The organism is Tenacibaculum aestuariivivum (assembly GCF_964507685.1).
GTDB lineage: Bacteria > Bacteroidota > Bacteroidia > Flavobacteriales > Flavobacteriaceae > Polaribacter > Polaribacter aestuariivivum.
The window spans coordinates 434,436-446,682 of the sequence record NZ_OZ208414.1 but is presented as its reverse complement, the minus strand read 5'-3'; the positions used below and the strand labels follow the sequence as shown (position 1 = coordinate 446,682).

The 12,247-nt window shown below is 28.9% G+C and carries 11 protein-coding genes; 7 read left to right on the top strand and 4 right to left on the bottom strand.

Going from position 1 to position 12,247, the window contains the following annotated elements; translation table 11 throughout:
• Positions 1 to 270: 270 nt before the first annotated feature.
• The 6 genes from ACN5J4_RS01880 (at position 271) to ACN5J4_RS01855 (ending at position 5,404) form a co-directional block, all read left to right on the top strand.
• The gene (locus ACN5J4_RS01880; RefSeq protein WP_418650474.1) at positions 271 to 1,128 is read left to right on the top strand and encodes a hydroxymethylglutaryl-CoA lyase; all 858 of its coding nucleotides are present in this window, start codon (positions 271 to 273) and stop codon (positions 1,126 to 1,128) included.
• Between the two features lie 3 nt (positions 1,129 to 1,131).
• Positions 1,132 to 1,938 carry a hypothetical protein gene (locus ACN5J4_RS01875; RefSeq protein WP_418650473.1) on the top strand — a complete coding sequence of 269 codons (807 nt, stop codon included), beginning with the start codon at positions 1,132 to 1,134 and terminating at the stop codon, positions 1,936 to 1,938.
• A 29-nt stretch (positions 1,939 to 1,967) separates the two neighbouring features.
• Entirely contained in the window at positions 1,968 to 2,945 is a 978-nt protein-coding gene (locus tag ACN5J4_RS01870) for a hypothetical protein (RefSeq protein ID WP_418650472.1), read from the top strand.
• Positions 2,946 to 3,111: 166 nt separating this feature from the next.
• Entirely contained in the window at positions 3,112 to 4,278 is a 1,167-nt protein-coding gene (locus ACN5J4_RS01865; RefSeq protein WP_418650471.1) for a hypothetical protein, read from the top strand.
• A 97-nt stretch (positions 4,279 to 4,375) separates the two neighbouring features.
• Positions 4,376 to 4,912 carry an FMN-binding protein gene (locus tag ACN5J4_RS01860; protein WP_418650470.1) on the top strand — a complete coding sequence of 179 codons (537 nt, stop codon included), beginning with the start codon at positions 4,376 to 4,378 and terminating at the stop codon, positions 4,910 to 4,912.
• Complete coding sequence (locus ACN5J4_RS01855) at positions 4,913 to 5,404, top strand: hypothetical protein (protein ID WP_418650469.1); 492 nt, start codon at positions 4,913 to 4,915, stop codon at positions 5,402 to 5,404. It abuts the gene before it with no gap.
• A gap of 6 nt (positions 5,405 to 5,410) precedes the next feature.
• Here the strand turns inward: ACN5J4_RS01855 and ACN5J4_RS01850 are convergent, their stop codons facing one another.
• From ACN5J4_RS01850 to ACN5J4_RS01835, 4 genes are all read right to left on the bottom strand, one after another.
• Positions 5,411 to 6,739, bottom strand: a complete 1,329-nt coding sequence (locus ACN5J4_RS01850; RefSeq protein WP_418650468.1) for an HTTM domain-containing protein — start codon at positions 6,737 to 6,739, stop codon at positions 5,411 to 5,413.
• The gene (locus tag ACN5J4_RS01845; RefSeq protein WP_418650467.1) at positions 6,726 to 7,844 is read right to left on the bottom strand and encodes an imelysin family protein; all 1,119 of its coding nucleotides are present in this window, start codon (positions 7,842 to 7,844) and stop codon (positions 6,726 to 6,728) included. Before ACN5J4_RS01845 ends, ACN5J4_RS01850 begins: the two co-directional genes overlap by 14 nt.
• A 3-nt stretch (positions 7,845 to 7,847) precedes the next feature.
• Positions 7,848 to 9,242 (bottom strand): di-heme oxidoredictase family protein, encoded by a 1,395-nt coding sequence (locus ACN5J4_RS01840; protein ID WP_418650466.1) that lies wholly within the window; start codon positions 9,240 to 9,242, stop codon positions 7,848 to 7,850.
• Between the two features lie 74 nt (positions 9,243 to 9,316).
• On the bottom strand, positions 9,317 to 10,474 hold the full coding sequence (locus tag ACN5J4_RS01835; protein ID WP_418650465.1) for an imelysin family protein: 1,158 nt from the start codon (positions 10,472 to 10,474) through the stop codon (positions 9,317 to 9,319).
• Between the two features lie 199 nt (positions 10,475 to 10,673).
• On the opposite strand from ACN5J4_RS01835, the gene guaB reads away from it, so the two are divergent.
• Positions 10,674 to 12,149 carry an IMP dehydrogenase gene (guaB, locus tag ACN5J4_RS01830; RefSeq protein ID WP_418650464.1) on the top strand — a complete coding sequence of 492 codons (1,476 nt, stop codon included), beginning with the start codon at positions 10,674 to 10,676 and terminating at the stop codon, positions 12,147 to 12,149.
• The last annotated feature ends 98 nt before the right edge of the window (positions 12,150 to 12,247 follow it).

The window sequence follows — 12,247 nt, the reverse complement described above, 5'->3', positions numbered from 1 at the left end:
TTCTACGAGTAGTTCAAACAAATGCTTCAATCGGGGCTATATGTTTAGTTAGTATTTTATGTGGTTAACTACCTTTTTATATATTTGATACTTATGTGTACTAAGTAACTTATTTTTTAAAATTAAAAAGAATAAAATTATACTGATTCTTAGTACATAATATTATATTTTTTAATAACAGTAAGTTACTATAGTTAATTTAAAAAGTTTGAGTCAAAACAAAATAACGTCATATAAGTAAACTAAATCAAAATATGTATATTTGGCATAATGGTTAACAATGTAAAGATAATAGAATGTCCACGTGATGCTATGCAAGGAATAAAAAGTCATTTTATTTCTACAGAAGCTAAGGCTAAATACATTAATTCACTACTAAATGTAGGTTTTGACACCATTGATTTTGGAAGTTTTGTATCACCAAAAGCAATACCTCAAATGAGAGATACTGCAGCTGTTTTAGAAAAGTTAAATTTAGCAACAACAACAAGTAAATTATTAGCTATTGTAGCTAATGTTAGAGGAGCTAATGATGCGGCTCAATTTGAAGAAATAGATTATTTAGGGTATCCTTTTTCGATATCAGAAAATTTTCAAATGCGTAATACGCATAAAACAATAGAACAATCTGTAGATACTTTAAAAGAAGTGTTGTCAATAGCTACAAGGAGAAATAAAGAGGTTGTAGCTTATTTATCAATGGGTTTCGGAAACCCATATGGTGACCCTTGGGATGTAGAGATTGTAGGAGAATGGACTGAGAAGTTATCAAAAATAGGAGTTAAAATTTTATCCATATCAGATACCGTTGGTAGCTCAACCCCTAAAGATATTAACTACTTGTTTTCAAATTTAATACCAAGTTATCCTAAAATAGAATTTGGAGCTCATTTACATACTACACCTACAAAATGGTATGAAAAAGTTGACAGTGCTTTTAATGCAGGCTGTAAGCGCTTTGATGGTGCAATTATGGGGTACGGAGGTTGTCCTATGGCAAAAGATGAATTAATAGGTAATATGCCAACTGAAAAATTACTATCTTACTTTACTACCAAAAAAGTAATAACAAATATAAAACCAATGAGTTTTGAAAGTGCTTATAATAAGGCACTCGAAATTTTTTAATATATGATGACTTTTAAATTTACAATTCTTTTTTTATTCTTATCTGCCTTTTATCAGTCAACAACCGATAGAAGAATAGGAGTATGGCAAATAAGAGATGGTGTTTTAATACTAAATGAGTCAAATAAAAATGATTTAGCAAATGATTACTGGAAAGAGTTTACTAGAATATTTCCAAAAGAATTAACTAAAAAATATATTAAAAGAATTGTTTTAATGACTGATGGGCTTGATGAAAAAACAGGTGCATTAGTGTCGTTAAATTCTAGAAATGATAAATGGCAGTTAGAAATTGATGTAAAAGATGTAAACCTTAAAACCAGAGATAAAAAAAGGTTGCATGAATCTATTTATACCATGGTACATGAATTTGGTCATTTATTAACCCTAAATAAAACTCAAATAAGGCCTACAACAAAAAGGGTACAAGGTGAGGGGCAACTTTATTTAACACTTGAAGGAGAAGCTTATAAAAAAAGCTATTTAAATATATTTGTGAATCTATTTTGGAAAGGAGCTTTGTTAGATAGTTGGGATGTTATTCAAAGAGATTACTGTTATACAGAGGCTAATTGTGTTGAAAAATTATATGATTTATACCAAAATAATTCATCTGAATTTTTAACTGATTATGCAGCAGAAAGCCCTGAAGAAGATATTGTTGAAAGTTGGACTGCTTTTGTTTTAAGGCCTAAAATTAAAAAACCAAGAACCATAGCTCACAAAAAGAGAAATTTTTTTTATCAGTTTCCAGAGTTAGTTGCGTACCGAAAAACAATTAGACAAAATACACGTAAATATCTTCATTAGAATTTATAAATTTGTTTTAAAAAACAGCTATGAGTCAACTTAATTCTTTATTTATACTTATAATTTCTTTATTCGTTGTAAGTTGTGCATCAAAAAAAAATATCAATAAAACTCCAGAATCTGTATATAAATATACTAACAAGCAAGCAAGTAAAATTTATTTTAACATACTTCAATTAAATGATATTTTTAAAATAAAACCTGAACAGAATATTAAATTTGAAAAAATAGCTAGAGTTGAAAATCTACGTAAAAATTTAATCAAAGAAGATAATAATACGATGTTTGTGGTTGCAGGAAATTTTTTACCACCTGTTACAGTAACTACACCTGAAATAGATAATTTTAATGCTCAAGAACAAAAAGTTGTTGAAGTTTTAAATGCGATGAATGCTAATTTAGTTACTTTTGGTAATAATGAATTAGGGTTAAATTATAGCTATTTACAAGAAACACTTAATGAAAGTCATTTTGATTGGATTTCATCTAATGTATTACACAATAAAAATGGTAGGCATCATTATTTTTATAAAGTAATAAATGGGCGCAAAGAAAATTTAAATGATTCTTATATTAAAGAATTTTATGGTAGTAATGGAGCAGTTGTAAGAGTTGGTTTTATAAGTGCATCAAGTCAATCATTATTAAATACTTACGTATATTATGGTGATATTTATGAAGAAATAAAAAGGGCTTATTTTGAAATTAAGGATAAAGTTGATATTGTTATAGGTTTAACTAATTTAACAATTGAGGAGGATAAAAAATTAGCATCATTATTACCAAATATATCTTTAATAATGGGAGGGAATACCTATTTAAATAGTTATGATAAAATAGGTAATGTGGTAATAACAAAAGCCGATTCAGGTATTAAAACAGCTTATGTACATAGATTTGAATATGATCCGATATCAAAAAATATTCAATTAAAGTCTCAACTAAAAGAAATTACTACACAAACACCGGTAAATAGTAGCATACAAACTTTAATTAAAATAAAATAACTATATAATTTTAAGCTATCTTTTTGATTATCAAATAGCCTTATAATCAACTTTATTTTATATTAAATTAATTTAAAATAAGTCTTAATAAGCTTTGTAGAAGTAATTAACTATGTTACATTTGCACCCGTAAATTAATTATTGTTTAAAGTTAATCTAAATAAAGATGAAAAAAGTATTTTTTGCATTACTAGCTAGTGCATCCTTATTAGCATCAGCACAGTCAGCACCACAAGATAGTATTCCTACAAATCCGCAAAGTCAGCAAAATGCTGCACAACGTCTTTTATCTTCAAACTTAAGTCAAAAAGGATTAACTGTTGGAGGATATGCAGAAACACATTATAACAGGCCATCAGGTGAAAATGCTACATTAGATGTGCATAGAGTTGTAATGTTATTTGGTTATAAGTTTAATGAAAAAACTCAATTTATTACAGAATTAGAGTTTGAACATGTTAAAGAAGTATATGTAGAACAAGCTTTTTTACAATATAGTGTAAGTGATAAATTAAATGTAAGAGCAGGTTTAATGTTGGTGCCAATGGGTATTATAAATGAATACCATGAGCCAACTACTTTTAATGGAGTTGAAAGACCAAGTATGGATAAATCAATTGTACCTTCTACTTGGAGAGAGATTGGTTTAGGAGTTTCTGGTAGGTGGGATGAAGCATCTTTACGTTATCAAGCTTATGTATTTAATGGTTTTTTGTCAGATAATGATGGCAAGTTTTTAGGAGGAAAACATGGTTTTAGAAACGGGCGTCAAAAAGGGGCAGAGTCTATGATGAATAATGTGAATTTTTCAGGAAAAGTAGATTATTATGGTTTACCTGGTTTACGTTTAGGATTATCAGGTTACTTTGGTAGAACACAATCTGAAAAAGCTATCGAAAATATTGATGGTGCTGATGTAGGTATAGCAATGTTAGGTTTAGATGCACGTTATGCTTATAAGCGTTTTAGTGCACGAGGTCAATTTATTCACGCAAGTGTTACCGATAGTAAAGCGTATAACGCATATTATACATCTGATTTAGGAAGTGCTTTACAAGGTTGGTATTTGGAAGGAGCATACAATATTTTGTCACAAGATAAAGAACAGCAATTAATAGCTTTTTCTCGTTATGAAGATTTTAATACACATGCTTCAACAGAAGGAGGGCTGGCTAAAAATTTAGCATATGATCGTAACGAATGGACATTCGGTTTAACATATAAAGTTGCACCAGGGGCGGCATTTAAAGCTGATTATCAATTTATAAATAATGCTGTAATTGGTAGTAAAACAACTGAACAATTAAACTTAGGATTTGGTGTTTGGTTTTAATTAAAAGTTTGTTAATTTTTGTAAGAGTCGAATCAAGTTTTTATAATTTGATTCGATTTTTATTTTTTATTTAGACTAATTCTAATATTTTTGCAATATGAAAAATAGATTTTTATTACTTTTTGTATGTATTACCATATCAACGGGGTTACTATGTTTTAGTATACCTAAAAATATTATGAAAAAAGTTGATAAAGAAATTAAAAAAACATTTGAAGTTGAAGATTTTACTTTAAATAATGTTGTTATTTCAGAAGCAATTAATAATCAATTAAAAGATAAAATTAGTTTAGAAAGTTTATTTAAAATAACTGAAAATAATGAGCTTTTAGGTTATGCTTTTATAAGTAAAGCACCGAGTAAAACAGATGAATTTGACTATTTAATTTTGTTAGATAAAAATTTAATAGTGAGTAAAACTAAAGTGTTAATTTATCGAGAAGATTATGGAGGAGAAATAGGTAGTAAACGTTGGTTGAAACAATTTATAGGTAAAACATCAAAAGATAAATTAAAATATAAAAAAGACATTATGGCAATATCAGGAGCAACAATTTCTGCCTCATCTATGACAATTGCTATTAATAATTTTTTAGAAAATTTAGAAATTCTTCATAAAAATAAAGTGTTATAAATGCAAATTCACGGCGTAATTCATCAATTTCCTAAAGAAATAAAACTATTAATAGTAGCTTTTATATGTACGTTAAGTATTGGTTTTTTTGGCGGAATATCATTTGTTAGAGATACCACAAACTCTAACCCAAAAGGTATAGAGGAACGTTACTTAGGTAATGAAAATGATGAAGAGGCAAGTACTATGAAGTTTAAAAAATCATCAGGTGAAATAAAAACATTGGTACATAATCATATTTTATCATTATCTGTTATTTTCTTTTTATTTGCTACTATTGTTGCAACAACAAGTATTAATAAAAGGTTAAAATTATTTTTAATGATTGAACCTTTTGTGTCTATTATTTTAACTTTTGGAGGTATTTATTTAATGTGGACAGGTATTACTTGGTTAAAGTATATTGTTATGCTTTCAGGTTTATTTATGACCTTGTCCTTTGGGGTAGGTGTTGTAGTAATTATTAGTCAATTACTTAAAAAAAGTGTTTAAATACTTTCAATATAGTTTTGTTACATGTTTATAAACAGCATCCATTGTTTTTATTTCTAGTAAATTTTTAGTAGGATTTATTAATGTTTGAGAGTTTCTGCCATTTAAACTTACTTTAACATTCACATATATTTGTATATTGGGATACCCTTTTTTTAGATACTCTTCTTTTAAAAAATGTGCATATTGCCAAATCATATCAGGTTGAAAACTCATTTGATTTTCTTGAATAATAGATAGGTTTTTTGATGGATATTCAATCCATTTTTTACCTGAATTTTTGTCTGTAATTTTAAATGCTGTATAACCATTTTTTTCCATCAACATAACATTCCATGAAAATCTAAAACCATTTTCAGTCCATAATACATTATCTGTTAGTAAATAGTGGCGCAGTGGAAAAAGTATTTGAAAACTAAAGAAAATTAATAAAAAAGGAAGTGTTATTTTTTGTGTTTTATATGTTTGGTAAGTAGTATTTTTTGTTGCTTTTAATTTTAAAAGTTTAAAAATATTACGCCATTCTTGTTGTGTAATAAATACTAAGCTTCCAAAAATCATAATCCAAGGAAACATACCTATATTAAATAGTATGTGTGTTAATACGTGAAAAATAACAACTAAAAAATAGGCAATTGGGCGTGTTTTTTTTATCCATAATAAAAAAGGAATAATAATATCATATAGCATACCATACCAGCTAAATATATATGGCATACTATTATATTCAAATAACCAACCAATAAAAGGAATGTTTGTTTTAGCTTTTAGCCAAATACTTAAAGGTTGTGCGTTGAATAACCAATCTGCTTTTAATTTAGCAATACCTCCAAAAAAATAAACAACAGCAAGTTGTAGTTTAAATATATTAATAGTCCAATTAGGAACATAGAGAAGTTTTTTATTTGTAAATAACTTTGAATCGATTGAGTAATTTTTATTAGCAGGAACTAAAATAAGTAGAAACGCTACTAAGGAGACAAAATAGTAGTGGTTTAAGTACCATGACTTTTCTATAAGTTCTAAATAGGTAAATGTTAAAAAAAACAATATAGTTGCTACCTTATATATAAAACCAAAACCAATACATAAGGCTGCAATAGCACATGTAATAACTATGGTATACATTATAGTGGTGTTAAAAGGGTGTATCCAGTCAAAGAATTGATAGGTAAAGTGAAATTTAGGGGTTATGTAACAATCTTCAATCCAACCATTGTATATAAAACGAAACATAGAAAAACACATTAAAAAACCAAATGCCATTCTAAAAATGGCAAGAGGTAGTATAGGTGTTTTTTTTAAAAGATAGGTTATAACTTTAGTCACCATCATTATCACTTATGGTAATAGTTGATCCAATAGCATTTGCTAAATCAACTTTTATTAATATTAGTAAATTAGTAAATGATGCTCGTAAATTAACAACATTTTGTTTGTTGTTAATTAACTCTTCTCTTAACGGGTTTTTAATAGAGCTTATTTTTAATTTACAATCAGTAAAGCTTTCTTTAATTTTTTTATTTAATGTTGCTTTTCCTATTAAATTTAAATAATTATCATAGCCCCACTGAATTGTGTTTTCCTTAAAATTACCGGTGTAACATTTTTCTATAGCAATTAAATGCTTGTAAATTATGTTTAATGAATATCCGCTTCTGTATGCTTCTAATAAATTTATATCACTTACTCCGTTAGTTTGTTCACCTAAAGGATCTCCTAATTTAGCTATAATTATTTCTTCTAATAAAGAAACCATGGCATTTGTAAGTTGATTTTGACTACCATTTATACTGTTTTCTACAGAGGTTATAAAAGTATTTTTATTATTAATCCAAAGTGCTTCTAGTTGTATAGCTTTATTTTCTAAATCATCAGCTAAAGCAAGTAAATAGCTTAGTCTTCTAATGTTATTATTAGTTAATGTATTTAAAACTTCTTGCGTATTATTAGATGAAAATAATAAATATTCTAAAGCAGCTAAACCTTTGGCTGATGATCCTTTAGAATTTATATAAGCTTCATTTATGTCATCAGTTCCTTCAATATAACTATTAATTAAGTTTGTATTTGTTTTCCATCTATTAATTTCAAAATGAATAAAACTATTTTCAATAGCACCTAAATTGTATAACTCTAATTGTTTCCAAGTGTTCATTACACTTTTCCAGCTATTTTGTGTAGCTATTAAATTTTCAAGTAAAGGAGTTTGTTTAAATGAGTTAATTTGTTGTTTAAAAGTTGTTGTTTGAGAAACAAATTTATTAGCAAGAATAATTATTTCATTTTCATAAATGTTTTTAAATTGTGTTGCTCTATAATATTCAATTTGATATTCATTTTCTGTAATTCCTGTGTCATTACAGCTTATAAATATACTTATAGTGTTTATTATAAGTATAGTAATAATTAAAATTAGTAAATTTTTAAAATGTAACATTGTTTATAATGATTTTATAAAGGCTAAAATTTTGTTTCTTTCTGTTGCTGGTAAATTAATAAAGGCTAATTGCGATTTTTCAGCTTCACCACCATGCCATAAAATAGCTTCTTCAATATTTCTAGCTCTACCATCATGTAATAAGTTAGTGTGGCCGTTAACGGTTTCTATTAAACCAATTCCCCAAAGTGGTGGAGTTCTCCATTCTTTACCTGTAGCTTTAAAATCAGCTGCATTATCAGCTAAACCATTACCCATGTCATGTAGTAATAAATCGGTATATGCCCTAATAGTTTGGTTTTCTAAAGCAGGAATAGTGTGAGTACCTGTTTTCATTTTTGGAATATGACAAGCAGTACAATTAATAGTATTAAAAAGCTCTTTACCTTCTAATATTTCTTGATCATCATGGTTTCTACGTGCAGGTACCCCAAGAGTACTTGAATAGATTGTTACTCTACTTAATGCTTTATTAGTAACCTCAGGTGTTCCTCCATTAGGAAATTGAGAACAGTCTACACCATCAGGACAATTTTCGTTAGGAAATAAAGAGGAGGTAAGACCTAAATCACCAGCAAAAGCAGCAGCTACTTGTTGTTTTATAGTCGGTTGATTAGCTTTCCAACCAAAACGACCTAAAGTTGCTTTATTTGCTTCTACATTCCAAACATAGTTTGGTTTTCCTGAAATGCCATCGCTATTAACATCATTTTCGTCAGCATATTCTAAAATTGTATTTTTAGGAATTGCTTCTAGTAAGCCTAAGCCAATCATTTGTTGTGCAACTCTTGGAGATATTTGTATATCAGTAGCTAAACTTCCATAAGCTAAACTCTTAATAGTATATGTAGGTTTTCTTAAAGTTACTGTTTCTCCACTTGAATAACTTACAACTACTGGTGTGTAATTAATTTCAAAGGTACCTTGGGTAGTAGTATTTTGAATAGATTGATCTTGTAGTTGTCTACCATAAATAGGATCAGGGTTACTGGCACCTGTAGATGTAATTCCTGGGGTACTTAAACGCAATAGTAAACCATGGTTTATTTCGCCAAGTATTTCAGGAGCTCGACCTCTACCATCTCTAAAATGACAAGTAGAACAGGCTCGGGCATTAAAAAAAGGGCCTAAACCATCTCTTCCTGTAGTGGATGCCGGAGCAGTTACCCAATTTTGATTAAATAAAGAATTACCAGTAAAAAAAAACAACGCATTATCTCCTTTTAAATTAGAAGCTTGTAATTCAAAAGCTCTAACCCCTTCATTAAAAACAGTAGTTTTTCCTCCTGATAGTTCTTCATTTTCATCTGCAATAAGTGGTGTATATGAATTTTCTTTACTGCAAGAAGTAAAAATAATTATAAAAAGAATCAATAAATAATTGTTGTAAATTTTCATTTTTATAGGGAAAAATCAGCGCTATTTTATTAGTGCTGATTTTATGTAGTTTATTAATAAAAGTTGTTTAGGTTTTATATTTGTGAAGAAATTTTTATGCCAATAGCAGTTGCGGCTTCTGAAAATTTATTTTTACCTAAATCATTTAAGGCATTAATAGCTATAACTATTTTGGTTCTTTCAGTAGTATCAGTAATAGCAAAATCAAAAGGCGAAGCAGTATTGTTAATTGTAGTATATGCTGTAGAAATTGCTGTAGAAATTTCGGCGCCTAAAACAGGATTTGCTTCATTAACTAAATCTTCTAAAGAAGGACCATTACTATTTTTATAACTCCCTTTGTATACATTAATAATTCCGTCTAAATTTAAGCGAATATCTCTATCGGTATTATCAGAGAAGCAAGAGTGTTCATCTTCTTGGTTTTTGTTATCATAAGCTGTAAAAATTCGTTCTCCTTTTAATTCACTATTAGTTAAAACAGCAATACCTGTAAATATGTTTTTTAAAGCAATATTTTCAGATAGGGATAAAAAAGATGTTTTATAACTTCCTGTCCAAGCATCTACCATTAATTGTAAATGATCAGTTAATAAGGCTGCGCAAACGTTTAAATACTGCTTTCTTCTATCAGCATTAGTTTTTGTAGTATAATCAGTATAAGCACGTTGACCTGCTTTTTTTTCAGAAGGAGCTGTTAAGTCTTGCCCCCATAATAAAAACTCAATAGCATGATACCCTACTGCTACATTTTTTTCAACATCACCTTTTTGATTAGCATCAATAAGAATTTCTTTATTAATTACAGGATAAACTGTAGGTGTATTAATAATTCCGGCATTAGCTGCTCCTTCAACATAATCAATATAATTTTCGTCTAAAGGCCATGAATTTATTAAGCCCTCAGGACCAGTTTCTGTATTATCAATAGGACCATTATAAAAACGAAAAGCTTCTGTTGTACCATAACTCTCTCTAGAAGTTTTCCACGCTGCTTTTGCTGTCGTAAAATTCTCTTGTGTTGGAGTTGTTGTAAAAATGGCAATAGCGGTTTCTAATGCTTGTGCATCCTTAAGGGCGTCTTTATAATTTTGTAATACAATATTTGCATAATTTTCTATTACTTCCTTTTTACTTACTTTACTCGTAGGTGTATTATTGTTATCATCACTACAAGAAACTATTAATAGGTTAAGGCACGCAAAAAATGCGTATTTAAAATTAAAATTCATTTTTATTTATTTAGATTTATTAAAAATAATAACGCAAACTTAATAAGGTTTTTATGTATATGCAAGTTTTATTTAGATTAAATTTAAATAGCTTTAAATATACACTTATTGATGTGTTAACATAAAATTAAGGTTGAATTTGTATTATATATAGTATATTTGTACGCAATTAATTAACAACACACTAAATTAATTGCACATGCAAGCTCATCAATCAAAATTTGTAGGCGAAGGTTTAACGTATGACGACGTTTTATTAGTACCTGCTTACTCAGAAGTACTTCCTAGAGAGGTTTCTATTCAAACTAAATTTACTAAAAATATAACTATAAATGTACCAATAGTATCAGCAGCTATGGATACCGTTACAGAATCAGCAATGGCAATAGCTATGGCTAGAGAAGGAGGTATAGGTGTGTTACATAAAAATATGACTATTGAGCAGCAGGCTCAGGAAGTTCGTAAAGTTAAACGTGCGGAGTCTGGTATGATAATAGATCCTGTTACTTTATTATTAACAGCTACTGTTTTAGACGCTAAAATATTAATGAAGGAGCATAGTATTGGAGGTATTCCTATTGTTGATGAGAGCGGAATTTTAAAAGGTATTGTAACTAATAGAGATTTGCGTTTTGAACATATAAATGACCGTCCGATTGTTGAGGTAATGACTAAAGATAATTTAGTAACAGCAGCTGTTGGAACTTCATTAAAATCAGCAGAAAGTATTTTGCAAGAAAAGAAAATTGAAAAATTACTAATTGTTGATGATAATTATAAGCTTTCAGGTTTAATTACTTTTAGAGATATAACTAAAGTTACTCAAAAACCAATAGCAAATAAAGATACTTATGGTCGTTTGCGTGTAGCAGCTGCATTAGGGGTTACTGCTGATGCAGTTGATAGAGCTGCTGCTTTAGTAAAAGCTGGTGTTGATGCTGTTATTATTGATACTGCACATGGGCATACAAAGGGTGTGGTAGCTGTTTTAAAACAAGTAAAAGCTAAATTTCCTGAGTTAGATGTTATTGTAGGTAATATTGCTACACCAGAGGCAGCTAAGTATTTGGTTGAAGCAGGTGCAGATGCGGTAAAGGTTGGTATTGGACCGGGTTCAATATGTACTACTCGTGTTGTTGCTGGAGTAGGTTTTCCTCAATTTTCAGCAGTTTTAGAGGTGGCAGCAGCTATAAAAGGTAGTGGGGTTCCTGTAATTGCTGATGGTGGAATTCGTTATACGGGTGATATTCCTAAGGCTATTGCTGCAGGTGCAGATTGTGTAATGTTAGGATCATTATTAGCAGGAACTAAAGAGTCGCCAGGTGAAACTATTATTTACGAGGGACGTAAGTTTAAATCATATCGTGGAATGGGATCTGTAGAGGCAATGAAGCAAGGTTCTAAAGATCGTTATTTTCAAGATGTTGAAGATGATATTAAAAAATTAGTGCCAGAGGGTATTGTAGGTCGTGTACCTTATAAAGGTGATTTAGAAGAAAGTATTCATCAGTTTGTTGGAGGTTTACGTGCTGGTATGGGGTATTGTGGATCTAAAGACGTTGAAACTTTAAAAAATACAGGTAAATTTGTACGTATTACTTCAAGTGGAATTAACGAAAGTCATCCGCATGATGTAGCAATTACTAAAGAAGCTCCAAATTATAGTAGACGATAATTATCGTATAAAATTTATATAAAAAACGCTGTTAATTTAATTATTATCAGCGTTTTTTTATAGTATAAAAAAGCAAATATATTTATACAATTTATTTT

Coding starts and splice junctions, on each gene's coding strand:
- ACN5J4_RS01845 (WP_418650467.1), bottom strand. CDS start 7,844: ATGTTACATTTTAAAAATTTACTAATTTTAATTATTACTATACTTATA.
- ACN5J4_RS01850 (WP_418650468.1), bottom strand. CDS start 6,739: ATGATGGTGACTAAAGTTATAACCTATCTTTTAAAAAAAACACCTATA.
- ACN5J4_RS01875 (WP_418650473.1), top strand. CDS start 1,132: ATGATGACTTTTAAATTTACAATTCTTTTTTTATTCTTATCTGCCTTT.
- ACN5J4_RS01860 (WP_418650470.1), top strand. CDS start 4,376: ATGAAAAATAGATTTTTATTACTTTTTGTATGTATTACCATATCAACG.
- ACN5J4_RS01880 (WP_418650474.1), top strand. CDS start 271: ATGGTTAACAATGTAAAGATAATAGAATGTCCACGTGATGCTATGCAA.
- ACN5J4_RS01840 (WP_418650466.1), bottom strand. CDS start 9,242: ATGAAAATTTACAACAATTATTTATTGATTCTTTTTATAATTATTTTT.
- ACN5J4_RS01865 (WP_418650471.1), top strand. CDS start 3,112: ATGAAAAAAGTATTTTTTGCATTACTAGCTAGTGCATCCTTATTAGCA.
- guaB (WP_418650464.1), top strand. CDS start 10,674: ATGCAAGCTCATCAATCAAAATTTGTAGGCGAAGGTTTAACGTATGAC.
- ACN5J4_RS01835 (WP_418650465.1), bottom strand. CDS start 10,474: ATGAATTTTAATTTTAAATACGCATTTTTTGCGTGCCTTAACCTATTA.
- ACN5J4_RS01855 (WP_418650469.1), top strand. CDS start 4,913: ATGCAAATTCACGGCGTAATTCATCAATTTCCTAAAGAAATAAAACTA.
- ACN5J4_RS01870 (WP_418650472.1), top strand. CDS start 1,968: ATGAGTCAACTTAATTCTTTATTTATACTTATAATTTCTTTATTCGTT.